At 32.8% G+C, this 25,605-nt stretch carries 21 protein-coding genes; 20 read left to right on the top strand and 1 reads right to left on the bottom strand.

Features of this window, described 5'->3' with window-relative positions:
- Positions 1-48 precede the first annotated feature (48 nt).
- Positions 49-978: a tRNA epoxyqueuosine(34) reductase QueG gene (gene queG / locus RF683_RS09140; RefSeq protein ID WP_408733700.1), complete on the top strand. Its 930-nt coding sequence runs from the start codon at positions 49-51 to the stop codon at positions 976-978.
- Here the strand turns inward: queG and RF683_RS09135 are convergent.
- Positions 971-1,987, bottom strand: coding sequence for a LacI family DNA-binding transcriptional regulator (locus tag RF683_RS09135; protein WP_309531984.1), 1,017 nt, complete (start codon positions 1,985-1,987; stop codon positions 971-973). The genes queG and RF683_RS09135 overlap by 8 nt on opposite strands.
- A 154-nt stretch (positions 1,988-2,141) precedes the next feature.
- On the opposite strand from RF683_RS09135, the gene RF683_RS09130 reads away from it, so the two are divergent.
- The 19 genes from RF683_RS09130 (at position 2,142) to RF683_RS09040 (ending at position 25,605) form a co-directional block, all read left to right on the top strand.
- Positions 2,142-4,781: a TonB-dependent receptor gene (locus RF683_RS09130; RefSeq protein ID WP_309531983.1), complete on the top strand. Its 2,640-nt coding sequence runs from the start codon at positions 2,142-2,144 to the stop codon at positions 4,779-4,781.
- Positions 4,782-4,861: 80 nt separating this feature from the next.
- Positions 4,862-5,224, top strand: coding sequence for a glutaredoxin family protein (locus RF683_RS09125; protein ID WP_309531982.1), 363 nt, complete (start codon positions 4,862-4,864; stop codon positions 5,222-5,224).
- Positions 5,208-6,539, top strand: a complete 1,332-nt coding sequence (locus tag RF683_RS09120; protein ID WP_309531981.1) for an MFS transporter — start codon at positions 5,208-5,210, stop codon at positions 6,537-6,539. Before RF683_RS09125 ends, RF683_RS09120 begins: the two co-directional genes overlap by 17 nt.
- On the top strand, positions 6,517-7,689 hold the full coding sequence (locus RF683_RS09115; protein ID WP_309531980.1) for a glucosidase family protein: 1,173 nt from the start codon (positions 6,517-6,519) through the stop codon (positions 7,687-7,689). The genes RF683_RS09120 and RF683_RS09115 overlap by 23 nt, the downstream gene beginning before the upstream one ends.
- 15 nt (positions 7,690-7,704) lie before the next feature.
- The gene (locus tag RF683_RS09110) at positions 7,705-8,631 is read left to right on the top strand and encodes a carbohydrate kinase family protein (RefSeq protein WP_309531979.1); all 927 of its coding nucleotides are present in this window, start codon (positions 7,705-7,707) and stop codon (positions 8,629-8,631) included.
- Positions 8,632-8,712: 81 nt separating this feature from the next.
- Positions 8,713-11,001, top strand: coding sequence for an NADP-dependent malic enzyme (locus RF683_RS09105; RefSeq protein WP_309531978.1), 2,289 nt, complete (start codon positions 8,713-8,715; stop codon positions 10,999-11,001).
- Positions 11,002-11,006: 5 nt separating this feature from the next.
- Positions 11,007-11,588, top strand: coding sequence for a Holliday junction branch migration protein RuvA (ruvA, locus tag RF683_RS09100; protein ID WP_309531977.1), 582 nt, complete (start codon positions 11,007-11,009; stop codon positions 11,586-11,588).
- 23 nt (positions 11,589-11,611) lie between these two features.
- Positions 11,612-18,748, top strand: a complete 7,137-nt coding sequence (gene sov, locus RF683_RS09095; RefSeq protein WP_456305791.1) for a T9SS outer membrane translocon Sov/SprA — start codon at positions 11,612-11,614, stop codon at positions 18,746-18,748.
- Between the two features lie 102 nt (positions 18,749-18,850).
- Positions 18,851-19,231, top strand: coding sequence for a glycine cleavage system protein GcvH (gcvH, locus tag RF683_RS09090; RefSeq protein ID WP_309531976.1), 381 nt, complete (start codon positions 18,851-18,853; stop codon positions 19,229-19,231).
- Positions 19,200-19,595 (top strand): VanZ family protein, encoded by a 396-nt coding sequence (locus RF683_RS09085; protein ID WP_309531975.1) that lies wholly within the window; start codon positions 19,200-19,202, stop codon positions 19,593-19,595. Before gcvH ends, RF683_RS09085 begins: the two co-directional genes overlap by 32 nt.
- Positions 19,596-19,663: 68 nt before the next feature.
- Complete coding sequence (gene deoC / locus RF683_RS09080; protein ID WP_309531974.1) at positions 19,664-20,407, top strand: deoxyribose-phosphate aldolase; 744 nt, start codon at positions 19,664-19,666, stop codon at positions 20,405-20,407.
- A gap of 69 nt (positions 20,408-20,476) precedes the next feature.
- Entirely contained in the window at positions 20,477-21,367 is an 891-nt protein-coding gene (gene cyoE, locus RF683_RS09075; RefSeq protein WP_309531973.1) for a heme o synthase, read from the top strand.
- 1 nt (position 21,368) lies between these two features.
- Positions 21,369-21,950: a cytochrome c oxidase subunit 3 gene (locus RF683_RS09070; RefSeq protein WP_298657033.1), complete on the top strand. Its 582-nt coding sequence runs from the start codon at positions 21,369-21,371 to the stop codon at positions 21,948-21,950.
- 44 nt (positions 21,951-21,994) lie between these two features.
- The gene (locus RF683_RS09065) at positions 21,995-22,966 is read left to right on the top strand and encodes a cytochrome c oxidase subunit 3 (RefSeq protein WP_309531972.1); all 972 of its coding nucleotides are present in this window, start codon (positions 21,995-21,997) and stop codon (positions 22,964-22,966) included.
- Positions 22,967-22,987: 21 nt separating this feature from the next.
- On the top strand, positions 22,988-23,338 hold the full coding sequence (locus RF683_RS09060) for a cytochrome C oxidase subunit IV family protein (protein ID WP_298657029.1): 351 nt from the start codon (positions 22,988-22,990) through the stop codon (positions 23,336-23,338).
- A gap of 76 nt (positions 23,339-23,414) precedes the next feature.
- Positions 23,415-24,116, top strand: coding sequence for a hypothetical protein (locus RF683_RS09055; protein WP_309531971.1), 702 nt, complete (start codon positions 23,415-23,417; stop codon positions 24,114-24,116).
- Between the two features lie 12 nt (positions 24,117-24,128).
- Positions 24,129-24,758 (top strand): SCO family protein, encoded by a 630-nt coding sequence (locus tag RF683_RS09050; protein WP_309531970.1) that lies wholly within the window; start codon positions 24,129-24,131, stop codon positions 24,756-24,758.
- 3 nt (positions 24,759-24,761) lie between these two features.
- Positions 24,762-25,343, top strand: a complete 582-nt coding sequence (locus tag RF683_RS09045; protein ID WP_309531969.1) for a DUF420 domain-containing protein — start codon at positions 24,762-24,764, stop codon at positions 25,341-25,343.
- 109 nt (positions 25,344-25,452) lie between these two features.
- Positions 25,453-25,605 carry a hypothetical protein gene (locus RF683_RS09040; protein WP_309531968.1) on the top strand — a complete coding sequence of 51 codons (153 nt, stop codon included), beginning with the start codon at positions 25,453-25,455 and terminating at the stop codon, positions 25,603-25,605.

Here is a 25,605-nt window from a genome sequence, read left to right as displayed (position 1 = left end):
GATTCACCCATCACAAACACCCAACATCAAACATCAAACATCAAAATTCTGAATTCTAAATTCACATATACCAATTCAATAAAAGAAAAGGCTTTATCACTTGGCTTTTTGTCTTGTGGCATTTCTAAAGCCGAATTTTTAGAAGAAGAAGCACCGCGTTTAGAAAAATGGCTCAATGAAAATCGTCATGGGCAAATGTCTTATATGGAAAATCATTTTGACAAACGCTTAGACCCCAGATTGCTTGTTGATGGTGCAAAAAGCGTGATTTCGTTATTATTTAATTACTATCCTTCAGAACAACAAAATCCTGATAGTTACAAAATTTCAAAATATGCATATGGCGAAGATTATCATTTTGTTATTAAGGAAAAATTAAAAAAATTACTCCAGTTTATTAAGGAAGAAATAGGCGAAGTAAACGGGAGAGTTTTTGTAGATTCTGCTCCTGTTTTAGATAAGGCGTGGGCAGTAAAAAGCGGACTTGGCTGGGTGGGTAAAAACAGCAATTTAATTACACAAAAAGTGGGTTCGTTTTATTTTATTGCCGAATTAATTGTAGATCTTGAATTAGAATACGACACACCCACAACAGATCATTGTGGCACTTGCACGGCTTGTATAGATGCTTGTCCGACGGAGGCTATTGTAGCGCCTTATGTCGTTGACGGCAGTAAATGCATTTCTTATTTTACAATAGAATTAAAAGAGAATTTGCCCGAAGAAATGAAAGGCAAGTTTAACGATTGGATGTTTGGATGCGATGTGTGCCAAGACGTGTGTCCTTGGAATAAATTTGCTACACCCCATCAAGAACCTTTATTTTATCCCAAACCCGAATTACTTGATTTCACAAAAAGAGATTGGGAAGAACTTACCCAAGATACATTTGCCAAAGTGTTTAAAAATTCGGCAGTAAAACGTACAAAATATGAAGGCTTAACGCGAAATATTAGTTTTTTAAACAAGACTAAGTAGATTCGCGCTCAATAATTGTAGTGTCTAATTCTATTGTTTTTGGGGTAAACGAAAGACCGTCTTTCTTAGCATTTATTTCTTCTAAAAGTAAGTGAAAAGACTGTTTTCCCATTTCAAAACTAGGTTGATCTACCGTGCTTAATTTTGGTGAAACTACTTGCGACATAAACCAATTACTAAATCCTATAAGTTTTATGTCTTCGGGTACTCGAATTTTGTGATCGTTAAAGTAGGCTAATACACCCACAGCAACTAAATCGGTAATGGCAAAAATACCATCGATATCTGGATGCGAAGCTAAAATTTGTTTAGCAAAACTTTTTCCTTCTTCAAAGGTAACATCTGTGCAGGTATAAACTAATTTAGGGTCAAAAGAAATGTTATGATCTTCTAATGCTTTTTTATAGCCTAAAAAGCGATCAATGGCATTTTGTGGATTAACAGGCCCACGAATATGTGCAATTTTTTTACATCCTTTTGCAATTAAATGCGAAACGGCAGAATAGGCCGCTTTTTGATCATTAATGATAACCTTTGAACTAGGAATAAGTTTGGAAATTTTATCAAATTGCACCAATGGAATTTTTCGTTCCATAATTTGTGAAAAATAAGACTCATTATTAGACTCATTAGAAAGAGAGATAATAATTCCATCTACACGTTTTTGTAATAATAATTCAATCTGTTTTTTTTCTGAAGCTACAGATTCACTACTTTGTAAAATGATAACTAAATACCCGTTTTTTTCTGCTTCTTCAATAATGCCTCTAATTACGTTTGAAAAAAAATGGTGTACCACTTCAGGAATTACAAGCCCAATGGTTTTAGATTCTTGTGTGCGAAGGTTTACCGCAAAACTATTTGGCGTATATTGAAGACGTTCGGCCAATTCTAAAACCGACTTTCTTGTGTTTTCATTCACATCGGTATATCCTTTTAAGGCTTTTGAAACCGTAGTTATGGATATACCTAATGTTTCCGCAATTTGTTTTAGCGTTATGTTTTTCATTTTACAAATATGCAAAAAAAAATAATATAGAATCGAAAACGTTTTCGGTAATTTCGAAAACGTTTTCGATAAATTATTCGCATTTTTTTACTACAATAAATTTTAATTTCGAATTTAATTATAACTAAAATTATTAACCAATTAATTTTAAAAAATGAAAAAAATTACTAATTTTTTGAAGAAAACGTTTTTTATTATAGCATTTTTTGTGCTTAATCAATCGTTTGCTCAAAATGGTTCGTTATCTGGAAAAGTAACGGATACTAATGGGTTGCCAATCAACGGAGCAAGTGTTTCTGTTGGTTCAAAAGCGACTTCCACTTCATCCAATGGAGATTTTACACTTACTGATTTGTCAAACGGTTCGGTTACCGTAAAAGTTTCGATGATGGGCTATGCCACTTTACAACAAAAAGTAGTTATTAATGGCGCTACTACTGCCACTTTCAAATTAGCTGACAAATCAGCTTCAATTGATGAAGTAGTAGTAACGGGAGTTATTGGAGCTAAAACAAAATTAAACTCGAGTGTTTCTGTAAGTTCTATCAGCGGCGCGCAAATAGAACAAGCAGCTCCAAGATCTACAGCTGAAATTTTTAGATCTACTCCTGGTATCAAATCAGAATCTACAGGAGGTGAAGGTAATGCAAATATTACCGTTCGTGGTATTCCAATTGCTTCAGGAGGAGCAAAATTTTTACAAATTCATGAAGATGGTTTACCTGTAATGCAGTTTGGTGACGTAGCATTTGGTAACGCAGATATCTTCGTAAGAGCAGATCAAACATTACAAAGAGTTGAAGCCATCAGAGGAGGTTCTGCATCTACTGTAGCATCAAACTCTCCAGCGGGTATCATCAACTTTATTAGTAAAGATGGTAAAAAAGAAGGAGGTTCATTAATGCAATCTATTGGTTTAGATTACGGAAATAACAGAACAGATTTTGAATACGGTTCGCCATTATCTTCTAGCTTGCGTTTTCACGTAGGTGGTTTTTACAGACAAGGTGAAGGACCAAGAAACGCAGGATATACAGCAAACTTAGGAGGTCAGTTTAAAGCAAATTTAACAAAAGACTTTGAAAATGGTTATGTAAAATTGTATTTCAAATACCTAAATGATAAATCAATAGGTTATTTACCTATGCCAGTTCAAGTATCAGGAACAAATGCTAATCCAACATGGAGTTCATTACCAAATTTCAACATTTTACATGACACGCCTCATAGTGCTTATTTCCAAGATAATTTAACAATAGGTGCTGATGGTGAGCGTAGAAGAAGTTCAATTTCGGATGGTATGCGTCCTATTGCTACTTCATTTGGAGCAGAAATGGCTTTTGATTTAGGAAATGACTGGAAAATTGAAGATAAATTCAGACAAAATTTCCAAAAAGGAAGATTTGTTTCTTTATTCCCTGCAGAAGTAGCAACAGGTGGTGCTTTAGCATCTAGCTTTAGCGTGCCAAATTTAACTTATGCAAACGGTCCACAAGCAGGCCAAAACTTTAGCAATAGTGCGTTAGCAATGAGAATTCATACATTTGATACTGAAATTAATAATTTCAACAACTTTACAAATGATATGAAATTAACTAAGAAATTTAACAATTTTGATTTAACATTAGGATACTACAAAGCATTCCAAAACATTTCAATGTCTTGGTTGTGGAATTCTTATTTAATGGAAGTTAAAGGTGACAATGCAGCATTACTAAATGCGGGTTCTCATTCTGTTAACGGATTATATGCTTACGGAGTGCCAGCATGGGGTAACTGTTGCCAAAGAAATTATGATGCAACGTATGACATTACAGCACCGTATGTTGCAGGACAATTAAAAGCAAATGACAAATTAAGCATTGATGTAAGTATGCGTTTTGATTCTGGAAAAGCACGTGGAACTTATGCAGGAGCTACTCAAGCTGCAAATTTAGATGTAGATAATAATGGAACTATTCAAGGTCCAGAAGCTAGTGTTTCTGTAGTTGATAATGCAAATAGAAAACCAATCAATTATGATTTTAAATATGTATCATACTCTTTTGGTGCAAATTATTTATTATCTGACTCACAATCTATTTTTGGACGTTTCAGTAGAGGAGGTAGAGCAAATGCTGACCGTTTATTATTTGGAGCAAATATATTAAATTCAGGTGCAGCAGTTCCAGGTTTAAGTGCTGATATGGTAAATCAAGCAGAGTTTGGATTTAAACAAAAAGGAGAAAGATCAGCTATTTATGCTACGGCATTCTTTGCAGGTGTTTCTGAACAAAACTGGGATTTCGGTGGAGGTTCAAGTGGAATTAGACAAATTCAAAGAAAATACAATTCGTATGGTTTAGAGTTAGAAGGAAACTATAGAATTAATAATTTCTCTGTTAATGGAAGTGTTACTTATACAAAAGCAAAAATTGCTGACGATGTGATTACACCTGCATTAAATGGAAACAAACCTAGAAGACAAGCTGATTTTATCTTTAATGTAGTGCCAATGTATAAATTTGGTAAAAACAAACAAAATAACTTTGGTTTCTCTGTAATTGGAACAACAAAATCATACGCTCAAGATGATAACAAATTAGTTATGCCAGGCTATGCGTATGTAAATCCTTTCTTAAGTTTTGAATTAACAAAAGGACTTTCTGCTACACTTAATATCAATAACGTGTTTGATACGATGGGTATTACAGAAGTGGAAGAGGGAAGTATTACTGAAAATACTAACAATATTGTTAGAGCAAGATCTATTAACGGTAGAACAACATCATTGTCTATCGCTTATAGATTCTAACAAAGATTTTCATACTTAAATTTATGCAATTCCTGTATCTTTATTTGGGTACAGGAATTGTTTTTCAAAAGTTTTTCAAGATGAAGCTTAAAAAAATAATTTGTACACTGTTTTTATTAGTAGGAGTTTCTACACTTATAGCTCAAGAAAAGCCAAAAAAATCTGAGCCAAAATCAACCGTTTTAGTCGTGTATGGGAGCGACTCTTGTCACCATTGTATAGACACAAAATTATTTTTAAAGAATAATTCAATTAATTTTGTGTTTTATGATATTGATAAAGATCCTGTAGCTTTAAGAGAAATGTTGGCTAAATTAAAAGAAGCAAATATAAGTACAGCTAATTTAGGGATTCCAGTAGTAGATAAACAAGGACAATTTATTATAAATAACGGTAATTTTGAAGACTTTTTAAACAAACTCAAAGATGATACTAAAAAGTAAATTGAGCTTTTGGCAAATAATAAATATGAATGTTGGATTTTTCGGTATTCAATATAGCTTTGGCTTACAACAAAGTGCGGTAAATCCTATTTATGATTTCTTAGGCGCTAGTCCAGATGAGTTGCCGTTGCTAAATTTGGCAGGACCTTTGACAGGTTTACTTATTCAACCTATTATTGGTGCTTTAAGTGATAAAACATGGTTGCCAAAATGGGGAGGCCGAAGAAAACCCTATTTTTTTATTGGAGCATTAATCTGTAGTATCGCCTTATTTTTATTTCCATTTAGTAGCTCTTTATGGATGGCTGCCGGATTGTTATGGATTTTAGATGCAGGGAATAATACCGCAATGGAACCTTATAGAGCATTTATAGCTGATAAATTAGATGAAGAACAACAAGCAACTGGTTTTCAAGCACAAAGTTTTTTTACAGGATTAGGTCAAACTTTGGCGAACGTTTCATTGTTTATTTTTCCTATACTTTTTGTGGGTACCACAGGTAAATTACCTACATGGGTTTTTGCTTCTTTTTTCTTAGGTGCAGTTTGTTCTATTGCATCGGTCTGGTGGAGTTCACATACAACAAAAGAAATCCCCCCTTCTAATGAAGAATTACTTCAGATGCAAGCTGAAAAAGTTCATGTTTTTACACCCTTCTTAGATATATTTAAGGCAGTACGTAATATGCCAAAAGTAATGTGGCAGCTGGCACTTGTCTATTTATTTCAATGGTATGCTTTGTTTTGTTATTGGCAAAATTCTTCAAAAAGTATTGCTTTATCTGTATGGAATACAACACCGCAACAGAATGGCAAGTTATATGAACAAGCGGTTAGTTGGACAGGTTTAGTAAATGGCTGGTACAATATTGTTACTTTTTTAACTGCTTTTGGACTGGCCTATTTAGCAAAAAAGTACTCAGCTAGATACGTACATTTTGTGTGTTTATTGTTAGCTGCAATAGGGTTTTTAATTTTCCCGCATATCACTAATAAATATTTATTATTTCCTGCAATAACAGGTTTCGGAATAGGTTGGGCAAGTATGATGGGAATCCCTTATTTAATGGTAGTTTCAAACATACCTAAAGAACGGTACGGGGTTTACATGGGAATTATTAATATGATGATTGTTATTCCTATGTTTATTCAAACCTTGAGTTTTGGATACATTTTAAAACATTTTTTACATAATGATCCCCGACAAGCTATTGTATTTGCGGGTGTTTTATTAGCAATTGCGGCCATTTTAACTTTGTTTATCAAATCAAATCAAAAAAAATCTCAAGTACGTGCAGACCATAACCTATCATAAAGCAGTTAATTTATTAAAAAGAGTAAGTACTCCACATGGTTTTTTAGCTAGTGCAGAAGCAACGTCTAATTATCAACGCGTTTGGGCTCGCGATGGTGTAATTTGTGGATTAGCCGCATTGGCGTCTGGCGACAAATCACTTATTGCAACATTTGAAGCAACTTTAGAAACATTAGCTACATACCAGCACGAAATGGGTACTATCCCTTCTAATGTGTGGATTAAAGAAAATAAAGTCGAAATAAGTTATGGCGGATTAGCAGGTCGTGTAGATGCTGTTTCTTGGTTTGTTATAGGCGTATGTCAATTAGCAATTTATAAAAACGATATAAAGATTATTGAAAAATACCAGATACATATTGAAAAATGTTTGCAGTTACTCAATGCTTGGGAATATAATAATAAAGATTTAGTATATGTGCCTTTATCTGGAAATTGGGCTGATGAATACATAACAGATGGGTATGTGCTCTATGATCAATTACTTCGTTTATGGGCATTAAGAAGTTATACTTTTTTTCAAAAAAATGAATTATTGGCAGAAAAAATAGTACGTGTTACGCAGCAAATAAAAGCTAATTTTTTACCTCATTCCAACGAAGAAAAATTTCACGAACGGGCGTATGCTAATTTGAAATTTGAAGCGTATCTCCCTTGTTCATTTTCACCATGTGGATATAAAACACAATATGATGCATTTGCTAATGCCCTTTTTGTATTGTTAGATATTGGAAAAGAAAGTACAAAGGAAGCTATTTGTAACCACGCTATTAAAGTCGCTGCAGAAACAGAATTGAAGTTGGTTCCTGCGTTTTGGCCTCCTATTTTTGAACAAGATACTGACTGGAATTTGTTAAAAGATAATTGTAAATATGAATTTAGAAATTATCCTTACGAGTTTCATAATGGCGGGTCTTGGCCAATGGTAAATGGATTTGTAGGATTATCGTTGCTGAAAGAAAATAAAACATTAGCTACTTCATTACTGACTCATATAAATGAGGCCAATGCTAAAGCAGATTTTTCATTTTATGAAAATTTCAATACACAAACACAAGAACCAAACGGTGTGGCTTTTTGTGCGTGGAGCGCCGCTGCAACAGTACTTTTAGAACAGGCAATTCAGAATAAATTTGAATTATTTTTTTAATTAAAGGAAAGGAAAATGAAAACGATAGATATACTATGTGTAGGAGAAGTGCTCATCGATTTTATTGGGCATGAAGTAAATAAGTCCATTCGGCACACTAAAAATTACCATAGATTTTTAGGAGGTTCTCCCACGAATGTGGCTGTGAATGCATCAAAACTGGGCTTGAACTCATTGCTTGTAGCTACTTGTGGAACTGATGGTTTAGGAAATTATATAGTTGAAAAATTGCAAAAAAAGGGTGTTGATTGTAGATCATTAAGACAAGACGAAACACATCCAACATCTGTAATTTTTGTTTCCAAATCTACAACTACACCAGATTTTGTTGCCTATAGACAAGCAGATGCACAAATTCTCGAGTCGCAATTGTCAGAAGAAATGCTTTGTAAAGCTAAAATTTTTCATACGACCTGTTTTGCCTTGAGTAAAAATCCTGCACAGCAAACCATTATAATTAAAGCAAAAAAAGCACAAGCACTTGGTTTACAAACAAGTATTGATATTAATTATTCTGAAAAAATTTGGCCAAACAAAGAAGAGGCTAAAGCTATAATTGCATCCTATCTAGAAACAAAACCATTTGTTAAACTTAGTGAAGACGATTGTTTAAGATGGTTTGAGGAAGAAAAATCAGAAGCCTTCATTTTTGATTATTTTCATGCATTGGGGGCAAAAATTATTTGTTATACAAAAGGAAAAGACGGCGTAGTAGTTTCTGAACAAGGCAAAATGCCATATGCTCAACCCGCATTAGTTATAGATGCAATAAAAGATGCAACAGGTGCCGGAGATGCTTTTTGGACTGGATTTTTATATGGTCAAATCACTAATAAATCAGTAGAAGAGAGCATCATACTAGCTCAAAAATTAGCCGCAATAAAACTTCAAAGTATCGGCCAACTCCCAGAAGATTTTACAGTAGAGGATTTGGTCGTTTAATTTGAACCAAAAGTATTTCATTAATTCTTTTCTTATTTCATTGCTTCTTTTATCTTTGTAAGTTGATAGAATTGTAAGTATATGCAAAATAATAATAAGAGAAGAGAAGCACTTCTTTACCATGCAAAGCCTACGCCTGGAAAGATTCAGGTTGTACCAACTAAAAAATATGCTACACAAAGAGATTTGTCATTAGCTTATTCTCCTGGTGTGGCAGAGCCTTGTTTAGAAATCGCGAAAGATGTAAATAATGTATATAAATATACTGCAAAAGGGAATTTAGTAGCTGTAATAACCAATGGAACTGCTGTTTTAGGATTAGGAGACATTGGCCCAGAAGCTTCAAAACCTGTAATGGAGGGTAAAGGCTTGTTATTTAAAATCTTTTCTGATATTGATGTTTTTGATATCGAAGTAGGCACAAAAGATATTGAAGAATTCATTGCAACAGTAAAAAATATAGCACCTACATTTGGAGGCATTAATTTAGAAGATATTAAAGCTCCCGAATCTTTTGAAATAGAAAGAAGACTCGTTGAAGAACTGGATATTCCTATCATGCACGATGACCAACATGGAACAGCGATTATCTCTTCGGCGGCATTATTAAACGCATTAGAATTAGCCCAAAAAGACATTTCTAAGGTTAAAGTGGTTGTTTCGGGTGCAGGTTCGGCAGCATTGGCGTGTGCTAATTTATACGCACTTTTAGGGGTCAAAGAAGAAAATGTCTACATGTTTGATGTAAATGGTTTGCTTACCACATGCAGAGAAGATATTTCAGACTTACAAAAACGCTATGCAAAGTCATGCGATCCAGCTCCATTAAGTGAAATAATCAAAGGAGCAGATGTGTTTTTAGGGCTTTCTGTAGGTAATATTTTAACCCCAGAAATGTTGTTAACCATGGCAAATGACCCTATTGTTTTTGCAATGGCTAATCCAGTCCCAGAAATAGATTATAACGTAGCTATAAATACTCGCGAGGATATAATTATGGCTACAGGCCGTTCCGATTATCCTAATCAGGTTAATAATGTATTAGGATTTCCATATATTTTTAGAGGTGCATTAGACGTTAGAGCAAAGAAAATTAACGAAACCATGAAAATGGCTGCGGTTCATGCATTAGCTGAACTAGCTAAAACGCCGGTTCCAGAGCAAGTAAATATTGCTTATGGAGAGAAAAAATTAATTTTTGGTAGAGATTATATCATTCCTAAGCCATTTGATCCAAGGTTAATTTCAACTATTTCTCCTGCGGTCGCTAAAGCGGCTATTGCATCAGGGGTAGCACAATATGAAATTCAAGATTGGGATAAATATGCCGATGAATTATTAGAGCGTTTAGGGGCAGATAATAAAATTGTAAAATTGCTTACAAATCGAGCTAAAACAGATCCTAAACGCATAGTTTTTGCTGAAGCAGATCATTTAGATGTGTTAAAAGCGGCTCAAATTGTTCAGGAAGAAGGTATTGGTTTCCCAATATTACTCGGAAATCTTGAAATCATACAAGAATTAAAAGAAGAAATCGGTTTTGATGCAGATGTGCCTATTATTGATCCAAAATCAAAAGAAGAGGACAAACGCAGAGAAAAATATGCGCAATATTTTTGGAAAACAAGACAACGAAGAGGAATATCTTTATTAGATGCTCAAAAATGGATGCGTGAACGTAATTATTTTGCCTCAATGATGGTAAATACGGGTGATGCAGATGCTTTAGTTACGGGTTATTCTAGAAGTTATCCAAATGTGGTTAAACCTGTAATGCAATTAATAGATAAGCAACAAGGTGTAGGCAGAATTGCCACGACAAACATCATGAATACGAAGCGTGGTCCTTTGTTTTTATCAGATACGGCTATTAATCCTAATCCAAGCGCTGAAGATTTGGCCAAGATTGCATTAATGACAGCAAAAACAGTTAGAATGTTTGGAATTGAACCTGTTATTGCGATGATTTCGTTTTCAAATTTTGGTTCTTCGTCAGACGATAGTCCAATTAAAGTGAGACAAGCAGTTAAATACTTACATGATAATCATCCAGAGTTAATTGTTGATGGAGAAATTCAAACCGATTTTGCTTTAAATCCTGATATGCTTAAAAGTAAGTTTCCATTTTCAAAATTAGCGAATAAAAAAGTAAACACGCTGATTTTTCCTAATCTAGACGCAGCTAATATTACCTATAAAATGCTTAAAGAATTAGACAAAGTCGTTTCTATTGGACCAATTATGCTAGGATTAGAAAAACCAGTTCATATTTTTCAATTAGGAGCAAGTGTGGAAGAAATGGTAAACATGGCCGCAGTTGCTGTAGTTGATGCACAAGAAAAAAATAAAAAACAACATCAAAAAACTTAATTCTGATGATTGCACATATACAAGGAAAATTAGTTGAAAAAACACCTACGCACGTAGTTATAGACTGTGGAGGAGTGGGCTACCACATTAATATTTCTTTACATACCTATTCTCAACTAGGAGACGCTGAAAATTGTAAATTGTTTACCTTTTTACAAATTAAGGAAGACGCTCATTCTTTATATGGTTTTGCGGATAAAAAAGAACGAGAGTTATTTAAATTATTACTTTCTGTATCGGGTGTTGGAGCAAGTACAGCGCGTACTATGTTGTCTTCTTTAGCGCCAGAGCATATCATTCAGTCTATTGCTTCTAATGATGTTGGGACGATTCAATCTATAAAAGGAATTGGAGCAAAAACAGCTCAAAGGGTAATTTTAGATTTGAAAGATAAAATAATAAAATTGTATCAAATTGAAGAAATTTCAGACACTTCATACAATACAAATAGAGAAGAAGCGTTATCTGCATTAGAAGTTTTAGGTTATGTGAGAAAAAATGCCGAGAAAGTAATAGAAAAAATAGCTATTGCACAACCTGATGCATCTATTGAAGAATTAATAAAACAAGCCTTAAAAGCCTTATAAATTTGGAAAAAAGAGTTGCATATATATTAAAATTAGTAAGTTTAATTGCGCTATTATTGGGTGGTTTTACAGCCTTTGCCCAGAACGTTCCCAATACCCCAAAAGATACAATCAAAACGGGTTCATCTGTAGGGCAACTTAGTTTGCCTAATCCTAAGAGTATTCTAGAAGGATATACGTATGATCCTGTTTCAGACAGATATATTTATACTCAATCTGTGGATGGATTTTCAATAAATTACCCTTTGATTTTAACTCCAGCAGAATACGAAAAATTAGCCTTAAAAGAATCGGTTAGAAAATATTTCCAACAAAAAACATCTGCATTAGATGGTAAAAAAGAAGGAACCGCCGAAGCTAAGCGAAATTTATTGCCTAAATATTATGTAAATTCTAAATTTTTCGAAGCCATTTTTGGTGGCAATTCTATAGATATAAAACCTACAGGTACCGTTGAGGTAGACTTAGGTGTGCGTTATACCAAACAAGATAATCCTTCTTTTTCACCTCGAAATAGAAGAAACATAGCTTTTGATTTTAATCAACGCATTTCCATGGGATTACAAGGAAAAGTAGGAACACGAATGAATGTTAATATTAATTATGATACGCAATCTACTTTTGCTTTCCAAAATCTGTTAAAATTAGATTATGCCCCTACCGAAGATGATATTTTACAAAAAATAGAAGTAGGAAATGTAAGTTTTCCATTGTCAAATTCATTAATACGAGGTGCGCAAAGTTTATTTGGTGTAAAAGCACAATTTAAGTTTGGTAAAACTACGGTAACAGGAGTCTTTTCAGAACAAAAATCACAAACAAAATCTATAACTTCACAAGGCGGAGGAACAATTCAAGAATTTGATTTTTTTGCATTAGATTATGATACAGATAAACACTACTTCTTGTCACAGTATTTTAGAAATAATTATGATAAGGCATTAAGAAATTACCCAATTATTGATTCTCGTGTACAAATTACACGTTTGGAAGTTTGGATAACAAATAGACAAAATCGTGTTTCACAAACAGACAACAATTTAAGAAACATAATTGCATTACAAGATTTAGGTGAAGCCCAACTCATAGGGATGCCAGATAGTGAAGTTATTGGTGTAGATTTAGGTGCATTTCCAACATTTGTAAACGTTCCTCCAAATTCATTTGCAGACAATAAAAACAATAAGTTTGATCCCGGTCAAATAGGTTCCAATTTTTTAAATGCAAATATTAGAGAAATTGCGACAGCAAGTACCGGATTCACTATTTCGGGCATGAATGAAGGACAAGACTACTCTAAATTAGAAAACGCTCGAAAATTAGCTACTACCGAATATACATTTCATCCACAATTAGGGTATTTATCTTTAAATCAAAGATTACAAAATGACGAGGTATTGGCGGTAGCCTATCAATATACAGTTGGAGGCGAAGTATATCAAGTGGGTGAATTTGCAAATGATGGCGTAGAATCTACACAAGTAGATCCTGCAGGAGTGCCTACTACCCAAGCTTTGATTTTAAAAATGTTAAAAGGGAATCTAGTAGCTGTAAATGAACCTGTTTGGGATTTAATGATGAAAAATATTTATCAAATACCAGGCGGAAATCAATTACAACAGCAAGATTTTAAGTTTAATATTCTTTATCAAGATCCATCACCGCTTAATTACATTTCGCAATCAGGAATAGATCCATTACCTGCAGATGTAGAAAATACGCCATTATTACGTGTTCTTAATGTTGATAGATTAAATTATACGAATGATCCACAACCACATGGCGATGGTTTTTTCGACTTTTATCAAGGAATAACAGTAGACGCACAACATGGTAGAATTATTTTTACAACAGTTGAACCATTTGGAAAACATTTGTTTAATAAATTAGATTTAACCACTTTAGCAGAGGATTATGACAACCCTTTGACCTATAATTCTAATCAAGAAAAGTATGTTTTTAGAACACTATATAAATCTACTCAAGCAGCGGCATTACAAGAAAGTGCTAAAAATAAATTTAAATTTAAAGGAAGTTTTAAATCAACTGGTGGAGACGGAATACCTTTGGGCGCATTTAATGTACCACAAGGTAGTGTAGTTGTAACAGCAGGCGGAAGAACTTTAGTAGAAGGTGTAGATTATACCGTAAATTATCAGGCGGGAAGAGTAAATATACTGGATCCTGCCTTGCTAGCTTCTAATACTCCTATACAAGTGTCGTTAGAAAATAATTCTGTTTTTGGTCAGCAAACAAAAAGATTTTATGGAATAAATGTAGAACATAAATTTAATGATAAATTCTTAATTGCAGGGACATTCTTGAAAATGAGTGAAAGACCATTTACGCAAAAAGCGGATTATAATCAAGAATCAGTTAATAATACTATTATTGGATTTAATACAAACTTTTCTACAGAATTACCTTTCTTAACACGTTTGGCCAATAAGTTGCCTAACGTAGAAACGGAAGTGCCTTCAAATTTATCCTTTAGAGGTGAATTTGCTTATTTATTTCCAAATGCGCCTAAAGCGGCTAGTTTTAATGGCGAACCCACTACTTATATTGATGATTTTGAAGGCTCACAATCAAATATTGATTTAAAATCACCTTTGTCATGGTCTTTAGCAAGTGCCCCGGTAGGTTTTGGAGGAGAATTTCCAGAAGGAATGCTAGATTATGGGTATAAAAGAGCTAAATTATCTTGGTATGCAATTGACCCTGTATTTTATACACAAGCTCCAGCGGGTATAGATAATAATGATTTGTCTTCCAATAAAACGCGACGCATTTTTAGCCAAGAACTTTTTCCAAATGTTAATATAGCTCAAGGACAAACAAATGTTATCAGCACATTAGATTTAACCTATTACCCGAAAGAACGAGGTCCTTATAATTACAATCCAACTGTTGCACCAAATGGTCAGTTTTCACCTACTGCTGCCCCAACTAATTGGGGAGGAATTATGCGCGCTATAAATACGACAAACTTTGAACAAGCGAATGTAGAGTATGTGCAGTTTTGGATGTTAGACCCTTATGTAGGTAATCCAGGAGATACAGAAACACCAACAAATACAGGGACATTGACATTAAATTTAGGTGAAATAAGTGAAGATGTATTAAAAGACGGAAGAAAATTATATGAAAACGGATTGCCAGAAAGCGGAGGCATACAACCAACAATTGCATCAAACTGGGGAAAAGTTCCAGCGTCGCAATCGTTAATTTATGCTTTTGATACTAATGAAGCAAACAGACAGGTGCAAGACGTGGGTCTTAATGGTTTAAATGATGGCGAAGAACGTATAAAATACCCCGCTTTTTCAGGAAATCCTGATCCATCAGCGGATAATTATGAATACTATTTAAATACTACAGGAGATGTATTACAACGGTATAAAAATTATAATGGGGTAGAAAATAATTCTCCTACAAATGTTACAGATACTAATAGAGGAAATACAACATTGCCAGACGTTGAAGACATCAATAGGGACAATACAATGAACACTATTAATGCGTATTATAAGTTTAACGTACCTATTGCGCCAAATCCACAAATTGGACAAAACTATGTAGCAGATATTAGGGAAACGACGCAGACCATGGCTAATGGTCAAACTACAACGGCCAGATGGATACAATATAAAATCCCAATTTTAGAAGCAACGGCAGCAAATATTGAAGGACCAATAACTGATTTTAGAACCATTCGTTTTATGAGAATGTTTTTAACTGGGTTTAACGAAGATATTACACTTCGATTTGGGACACTTGATTTAGTAAGAGGTGAATGGCGAAGATACACAAACACTATGGATGCCACAGACCCTACAATCGTAGATGACAATACAGGCTTTGACGTAGTGGCAGTTAATATTCAAGAAAACGGAAACAGAGCACCAATTAATTATGTAACACCACCTGGAGTGGTTAGAGAACAATTATATAATAACAATACGGTTATTAATCAGAATGAGCAATCCTTATCATTAAGAGTATATAAAAAAGATCCAAATTCACCAGATTTAGGAGGGTTAGAAAAAGGAGATGCTCGTTCTGTATTTAAAAATGTAAGTGTAGATATGCGCCAGTATAAAAAATTAAGAATGTTTTTACATGCTGAGGCTTTGCAACCACCCACAGAGACACAACCGTTGCAAGATAATCAAATGGTTGCTTTTATTAGATTAGGAAATGATTTCACGGATAATTTTTACCAAATAGAGATGCCGCTTAAACTTAGTTCATTTGGAGATAATTCACCAAATGCTGTTTGGCCAGCCGAAAATGAAATTGAATTACCTCTTTCATTATTAACCCAATTAAAAAGTTTGAAACTAGCAGGAGATCCGTCCATTGTACCTGATGTAAATGGCATTGGATTTTTAAATGAAAGCGTACTAGGATCTGCTAATAATAGAATGAATATAGGTATAAAAGGAAATCCAAATTTCGGCTTAGTACGTACATTAATGGTTGGAGTAAAAAATCCAAATTCAAATGACCCAATCCGTGGTGAAGTTTGGTTTAATGAACTTCGTATGTCTGATATGGATAACAAAGGCGGATATGCAGCGGTAGCAAATTTAGATTCAAATATTGCCGATTTAGCCACCGTTTCTGCCACAGGAAAAATGAGCACAATAGGCTTTGGAGCCATTGAACAAGGTCCAAATGAAAGAAGCAGAGAAGATTTGAAACAATATGATTTGGTAACTAATTTAAATGTTGGAAAATTATTACCTAAAAAATGGAAAATAACCTTGCCTTTTAACTATGCGGTCGGAGAGCAATTTATTACACCTAAATATGATCCATTGTATCAAGATATTGAACTAAACCAAATTTTAGCTGCCGCACCTACAGAAGCTAGAAGAAGTGAAATTACAAATAGAGCTATAGATTATACAAAACGAACAAGTATTAATTTCATTGGGGTAAAAAAAGAAAAAGGAGAGGGTAAAAAGCAGCATTTTTATGATGTAGAAAACATTACTTTTTCTTATTCATTTAATGAAATGAAACACCATGATTTTCAAATAGAAAGTCTAGTAGATCAACAACAAAAAACAGCGGTTGATTATGCTTATGCATTTAAACCACTTGCTTTTGAACCGTTTAAGAAAAGTAAATTCTTCAAAAAGAGTGGGTATTATAAAATGCTTGCAGATTTGAATTTTAACTTATTACCAAGCACACTTTCTTTTAGTTCAAATATTATTAGACAGTTTAATAGACAACAATTTAGACTAGTTGATGTTCAGGGTATTGGCTTAGACCCTTTGTATAGAAGAAACTATTTCTTTAATTACCAATATGGGTTTAATTTTCCAATCACAAAAGCATTAAAAGTAAATTATACCGCTGCTAATTCAAATATTGTTCGAAATTATTTTGACGCTACGAATACACCTATTGATAATTTAGATATTTGGCATGACTACTGGAATATTGGAACGCCAAATACACATAATCAGCAAATTACTATAAATTATGATTTGCCTATAAATAAAATCCCAGCTTTATCATTTGTTAAGTCTTCTTATATTTATACCGGAGATTTTAGTTGGCAACGTTCTTCGGATGCTTTTGCAACATTTCAAACGGTAGACGGAACAGTTTATCAATTAGGAAATACGATACAAAACGCAGGTTCACATAAAATAAATGCTACGTTAAATATGGATGCGTTTTATAAATATATTGGACTTACAGCGAAGAAGCAACAGAAAGCCGCCCCTCCTAAAAAAACACCGCCAAAACCAGGTGAAAAATTAGCTCCAGCGCCTGCCAAATTAGCTCCGTCAGATGATAGAAATGTGTTTTCTAAGTTTGTTATAGGATTAATAACAAGTGTAAAAAACATTCAAGCTAATTATACTGAAAATGGAGGAACAATGTTGCCAGGTTATTTGCCAGGACTTGGATTTTTCGGTACATCTAAACCTACATTAGGGTTTGTTTTTGGAGACCAAGCAGATGTTAGGTATGAAGCAGCTAAATATGGCTATTTAACAAATTATCCTGAGTTTAATCAAAATTATACCCAAGTTAAAACCAAAAAATTAGATTATACGGCACAACTGGAACCGCTTACCGATTTAAAAATTGATATTAATGCAGAGCGTAATTATTCTACTAATTATTCTGAACAATTTGATGTGGTAAATGGAGTGTATAATTCCCGCTCGCCATATAGTACGGGTAATTTTAATATTTCCACTATATTAATCAAAACTGCTTTTAGTTCAAGTGATGCAAATCAATCACAAGTTTTTGATCAATTCAGAGAAAATAGATTTGCTATTGCAACAAGATTAGCGGAACAGCACTACGGTTCTACTTCATATCCTGTGGATACAGAAGGATATCCTGTAGGTTTTGGTAAAAACAGTCAAAGAGTATTGTTGCCAGCTTTTGTTGCCGCATATTCTGGTATGAATACATCTAAAGTTAGTACAGGCTTATTTTATAATTTTCCCTTACCAAACTGGACTTTAAAATATACCGGATTGATGAAGTTGGAATGGTTTAAAGATAAATTCAAGCGATTTTCTATTCAACATGGATACCGCTCGAGTTATAGCGTAAATGCATTTAGAACAAATTTAAATCCAAACCCTATTGATAGTAACGGAAACTTTTATCCTGAAATACTGACTTCAAATGTAAATTTAACCGAACAATTCAATCCTTTAATGCGAATTGATTTTGAATTAAAAAGTTCCTTAAAAATTTTAGCAGAAGTTAAAAAAGATAGAACGTTAAATATGAGTTTTGATAATAATTTGCTTACCGAAGTGCAAGGTAACGATTATACAGTAGGTATAGGTTATCGTATAAAAGACGTGAGCATCAATTCAAAACTAGCAGATAATGCTTCGGGTCTAATAAAGAGCGATATTAATATTAAAGCAGATTTTACATTAAGAAAAAATATGACTATTGTACGTTATTTAGACTACAACAATAATCAATTAGGCGGAGGTCAAAATATTTGGACATTTAAATTAACTGCAGATTATTCGTTCAGCAGAAATTTAACTGCTATTTTCTTTTATGACCATCAGTTTTCTAAAGCAGTTATTTCCACAGCCTTTCCAATTACAAATGTTCGTTCTGGATTAACGATTAGATATAATTTCGGAAATTAAAAAAGTAAGAAAAAAGCTATATATTTGTATATCACAAACATTATTGATAAATTTGCATAGTATTTACTATTAATGATTTCAATAAATAATATTTTCAACACTATGAACATACCTGCAAATTTAAAGTATACAAAAGATCACGAATGGGTTTCTTTGGAAGGAGATGTTGCAACAGTAGGAATTACTGATTTTGCACAGAGAGAATTAGGTGATATTGTATATGTAGAAGTAGAAACTTTAGATCAAACATTAGAAAAAGACGAAGTTTTTGGTACTGTAGAAGCAGTTAAAACCGTATCTGATTTGTTTTTACCATTATCTGGTGAAATCATTGAGTTTAATGAAGACTTAGAATCTAATCCTGAAACTGTAAACTCTGATCCTTATGGAGCAGGTTGGATGGTTAAAGTTAAAGTTTCTAACTCGGCAGAATGGGATTTATTATTGTCAAGTGAGGACTATAAAACACTTATCGGCGCGTAATTTTTATTTAGTAGTTGCTATTGGTTGGACAGCTTTAATTTTTTATTTATGTCTAACAGAATCTTCCAATTTACCAAAAATTAAAATTCCTTTTAAGGATAAATTTATACATGCTGTTTTTTATTTAGTATTTGTATTATTAAGTTACAGAAGCTTACATAAGAAAAATAAAAATGGAAAATCAATAGCATATATTTGTTTAGGATCTTTAGGCTTGGGAATTTTTATAGAAGTGTTACAAGACCAAATGACTGTTTCAAGAACTTTTGATGTATATGATATTGCAGCAAATTTTTCGGGAACATTACTTGCTATACTGCTGATTTATATTAAAAAATATATTACCCAAAAAAGAGTTGTTTGAAAAGTATTTTTATAAGTGCTTGGCAAACAACTTTTTAATTTATAGTTATTCAACTCGTACCGTCTATTATGAATATTCGAAATTATTTAGATTCAACCTATTTAAAAACAGCCCTTCAAGCAGGAGTATCTGAAATTGAAAACAAAAAAATCGCGTTAGCTTGTACACAAGAAGCTATTAACGAAAAGTTTAAATTGGTTATGATACGACCTGAATATGTTCAAGCGGCTAAAGAAATTATAGTTGCTCAAAATTCGCATGTTTTAGTGGGAACTGTTATAGGGTTCCATGAAGGAACAGCTACTGTTCATGAAAAACTTAATGAAGCAAAAAAAGCTATTGATAATGGTGTGGATGAATTAGATTATGTAGTCAATTTTGAGGCTTTCAAAAAAGGAGATACGAATACGGTTAAAGATGAAATTTTACAAGGAACGAAATTAGGATTAAAACATCATAAAACTGTAAAATGGATAATTGAAACAGCCGCTTTAGATACGCACCAAATCATTCAGCTTTCAACCTTAATTAAAAATATAATTATTTCTCATTTTAAGGAAAGCGATTTTGAAAAAGTATTTGTAAAATCGTCAACGGGGTTCTATAAAACACCCGAAGGAATACCTAACGGGGCTACTATTGAAGGAATAACTACTATGCTCGAAAACGCTTTCCCTTTACCAGTAAAAGCGTCAGGAGGGGTTAGAAATTTAGAAGACGCCATGATAATGATTCAATTAGGTGTAAAAAGAATAGGTACATCTAATGCTAAAACCATAGTAGACGGTTTAACAAGTACTGAAGGATATTAATAAAAAAATAAAGTTTAAGTTTATTTAGAAAAATCTTCTTTATATCTTTGCACCCATTAAATCATTCCCTTGGAACAAATAAAAAATAAGACCACATTTTTCACTGATTTTAAAGAAATAACAAAAGCAGGTTTAGCTATTAGCGTTGTTTTTTCATCTTTAGTGGGTTACTTATTAGGCTTTTCTCAAAATCATCCTTTTAGTTGGATTACACTGCTGCTTTTGGCTGTTGGAGGGTATTGTATGGTGGGTGCGTCAAATGTTTTCAATCAAGTAATAGAAAAAGACTTAGACGCTTTAATGGAGCGAACTAAAAACAGACCTTTACCATCGGGTAGAATGTCAATTAATAAAGCATTAACATTTGGGTTTATATTGACATGTATTGGGTTAATTATTCTTTATAGCATTAATCCAAAGACGGCTATGTTTGGAGCTATTTCTATATTCATGTACGTTAGCTTATATACGCCATTAAAAACACTTACTCCGTTGTCAGTTTTTGTAGGGGCATTTCCTGGCGCTATTCCATTTATGTTGGGCTGGGTAGCGGCTACTGGAAGTTTTGGTATAGAAGCAGGAACCTTATTTTTAATTCAATTTTTTTGGCAATTCCCACATTTTTGGGCTATTGGCTGGTTTTTATATGATGATTATGAAAAAGCAGGATTTTTCATGTTGCCAACAGGGAAAAGAGATTCAAAAACAGCCATACAAATCATTTTATATACATTTTGGCTTATTGTAGCTTCAGTATTACCTGTCTTTGGTTTTACAGGTAGGTTAACCTTGTCGGGAGTAGGGGTTTTGGCAGTACTTATGCTGGGAATATGGATGTTATTTTATGCTCTAAAATTATATAAAAATAGAGATGTAATTTCTGCAAAAAAATTGATGTTAGTTAGTGTAACTTACATAACTTTGCTACAAATTATTTATGTTATAGATAAATTTATTTAAGATGGAATTAACTGCACAAGAACTTTACGAAAGAAAGGCAAGAAGCTACAAGTTATTATTGCTTTTTGGAATGGTCAGTATTTTAATGATTTTTGCTGGTTTTACAAGTGCTTATGTGGTAAGTAAGTCAAGACCAGATTGGTTAAAAGATTTTACATTACCAAGTGCATTTATTTGGAGTACAGTCGCGTTACTAATAAGTAGCATTTCCTTTCATTTTGCACTTAAAGCTATTAAATCAGGTAACCATAAACAAACAAGCAGCCTGTTAGTAACTACATTGGCTTTGGGATTAACCTTTGTTTTTTTACAATTTAAAGGATTCGAACAAGTTATTGATCAAGGGTATTTTTTTACAGGAAGCTATAGTAATGTAACAACTTCTTTTTTATATATTGTTGTTTTAGTACATATTCTACACCTATTAGGAGGTATAATTTCACTTTTAATTGTAATTTATAATCATTTTAAACAAAAATACAATGCCTCGCAATGTCTTGGTATTGAGCTAAGTGCGTATTATTGGCACTTTATGGATTTTATTTGGATTTACTTGTTTTTATTTTTCTATTTTTTCAAATAGAAAAAAAATAATAAATTTGGGAACTTTTTAACAAAAAATAATTTATGGGCGCTACAGTTACTAATGAACACGCTTTACTAGACGGAGGACCAGGACCAATGGGGGTAACCTATGGTAAAATGATGATGTGGTTCTTCATTGTATCAGATGCTTTAACCTTTTCAGGATTTATTGCAGCATACGGATTTTCAAGATTTAAATTTATTGAGACTTGGCCTATCGCCGATGAAGTGTTTACTCACTTCCCATTTTTACATGGAGTTGCTGCTCCAATGTATTATGTGGCGTTAATGACATTTGTCTTAATCTTCTCTTCAGTTACTATGGTGTTAGCTGTTGATGCAGGTCATCACATGAAAAAATCAAAAGTAGCATTTTATATGTTTTTAACCATTATTGGTGGTTTCATGTTCTTAGGCTCTCAAGCTTGGGAATGGAAAAACTTTATCAAAGGTGAGTTTGGAGCTGTAGAAACAACTGGAGGGTCTATTCTTCAATTTGTAGATAAAGAGGGGAAAAGAGTTGCATTAGCAGATTTTGCGACAACTTTACCAGAAGAAAGAGAGCAACTAACAAGAGATAAGGGAGTATGGTTCATGAGCGAATCTTCAATTTCTGACTATTCAGTGGCAGAAGTAATCGAAGGTTTCAAAGCAAATCCTAACTTATTAGTTAGAACAGAAGTTATAAATAAAGAAACAAAACATAAAACAGTATTATCAAGAGAAGAATCTTTAAAAAAATTGCAAGATGCAGCTTTGGTTGTTGAAGGTGCTAATTTGAAACACAATGAGTACGGTCATAAATTATTTGCAGATTTCTTCTTCTTCATTACAGGATTCCATGGATTCCACGTATTCTCTGGAGTTATGATTAATGTTTTAATTTTCTTCAATGTTTTATTAGGAACATATGAGAAAAGAGGTAGTTATGAAATGGTAGAAAAAGTTGGATTGTACTGGCACTTTGTAGATTTAGTATGGGTGTTTGTATTTACATTCTTCTATTTAGTTTAATCTTAGTTAAAGAAAAATATTATGGCACACGCACACGAGTCAAACACAAAAAGAATTTGGACGGTATTTGGTTTACTTTCTGTAATCACAACCGTTGAAGTAGCTTTCGGTATTATTAAACCACATGCTTTATACCATAACACATTCTTAAGCATGAATATCTTAAACTGGATATTTATTATTTTAACTATTGTAAAAGCATATTATATTATGTGGGCTTTTATGCACTTAGAAGGTGAAAAAAAGAGTTTAAGATGGTCAATTGTTGCTCCTTTAGTTTTTTTAATTCTGTATTTATGTTTCATAATACTTATTGAAGGAGATTATGTTTTTGAAGTATTTAAAACTTCACATTACAAATGGATATTCTAAGAATTATTATACTATAAAATCCCGAGTTTTACTCGGGATTTTTTTTACCTTTGTATGAACTAATTAATACAGAAAAGTGAAAAAATATATTGTTTTAACCGTACTGTTTATTTTACCAATTGTGGCTTATATGTTCTTTGCCACAGCAACACACAATTCGTTGTTTTTGCCTGAAATTTCTAAGAATCATCAAGATGTCCCCACGACTTTTCAATCTTTAAATAAAGAGCAAATTACACTTAAAGATAAAATTACTATTCTTGGTTTTCCAGGGAGTAATATAGAAGAAGTAAAAGCGAATTTATTTAATTTGAATCAAAAAATTTATAATAAATATTCAGGCTTCAAAGATTTTCAAATGGTTATGATAATGCCTGAAGGAACGCAAGAAGAGGTGCTTAAAATTCAAGCAGAATTTGCCAGAATTACAAAAGAATTGCAAAATTGGCATTTTGTTTTTGCTAATCCCGTAGCATTAGAAAAATATTATAATTCATTTCACTTCCAAAACACATTAGATATCAATTCAGGTACATCTTTTGTATACATTTTAGATAAAAATTTAACTTTAAGAGGGAGAAAAGGACAGAAGATAAAAGGCAAAATCGAATACAAGGAGTGTTATGACTCTAAATCCGCAGCAGAATTACATAATGAAATGTCTGATGATGTGAAAATTTTGCTACGAGAATATCGTTTAGCATTGAAAAAAAATAATACTAGAAAAGACGATTTTAGGGATAATATTAAAAATCAAGTTGAAAAAAATAAAAAATAGTTTCTACCAAAAATGAAAAAAAAGACATCTTATATTGGCATATCCTTCATTGTTCTAATCTTTGGTATCTGGACTGTAAAAGAGTTAAAAGAGCGTTTTAAAAAAAATGATTTAGTAGAAATAGGATCTGCACCTAGGTTTGAATTAACAAATCAAAATGGTAAAAAAATAACCAATAAAGATTATGAAGGAAAAGTCTATGTAGTGGAATTTTTCTTTGCGTCATGTCCTTCAATTTGTCCTAAAATGAACAAAAACATGTTGCAGTTGCAAGATGCTTTTTATGGCGATTTAGATTTCGGCATGGTTTCCATTACAATTGATCCTGAAAATGATACATCAGCCGTCTTAAAAGAACATGCACAGAAATTAGGCGTAAAACATCCTAACTGGAATTTTTTAACTGGTGATTATACGTATATAATGAATTTAGCTAACAAAGGATTTAATATATTTGCAGGGAAGAACAAAAATGTAGCGGGTGGATTCGAACATTCTGGATTATTTGCCTTAGTAGATAAAGAAGGAAAAATTAGATGTAGAAAAGATAGTTTTGGTAACCCAATATTATATTATGATGGTTTAGAACAGCCAGGTATTAATGCCATTAAAGAAGACATAACATTATTATTAAAAGAATAAAAGATGGAAAACACAGTTGAAACAAAATATAAAAAACTAATTATTGCGGTATCAATAATTATTCCACTTGCCGTGGCCTTATTATTTGGCGTCAATTTAAGAAAATTAGGGTATGATGTTGAACCGTTAACATTTTTACCACCTATTTACGCGGGAATAAATGCTTTAACGGCAGTTGTATTAATTGCTGCAGTGTGGGCAATAAAAAACAAAAATAGAAATTTACATGAAGGCTTAATGAAAGTAGCTATTGGTTGTTCTTTAGCTTTTTTAGTTATGTATGTTGCCTACCACATGACTGCAAATACGGTTTATTTTGGCGATATTAATCATGACGGTATGCTTAATGAAGCTGAAAAAACGGGAGTTGGCACTATACGTTATGTGTATTATTTTATATTATTTACACATATTTCTTTGTCTGTTATTATTATTCCTTTGGTTTTATTTACTTATGTAAGAGCGTTAGCAAATCAGTTTGATAAGCATAAAAAATTAGCTAAAATTACCTTTCCAATTTGGTTATATGTTGCTGTTACAGGTGTAGTAGTCTATTTAATGATATCGCCGTATTATGCAAATTAATGATTATAGTCAAAGCTCAAAAGTTAAAAGTAATAACCGGTTACAAGTAAGCGTATTGTTTTTATTTTTTACTTGTTTCTTTTTACTTGAAGCAAAAGCTCAATGTGCTATGTGTAGAGCCTCATTACAAAACGAGGCCAATCAAACGACAGCTGAAGGGATAAACAATGGGATAGTGTATTTAATGGCAATTCCTTATATTTTAGTTGCCAGCGCCGCTTATGCTGTTTATAAAATTAGGATGACTAAAAAGAAGGAATAA

The sequence above is a fragment of the Flavobacterium sp. 20NA77.7 genome (assembly GCF_031326205.1).
GTDB lineage: Bacteria > Bacteroidota > Bacteroidia > Flavobacteriales > Flavobacteriaceae > Flavobacterium > Flavobacterium nakdongensis.
Note: the sequence above shows the minus strand (reverse complement) of the source record. Positions and strands in the feature narration are given on the sequence as shown.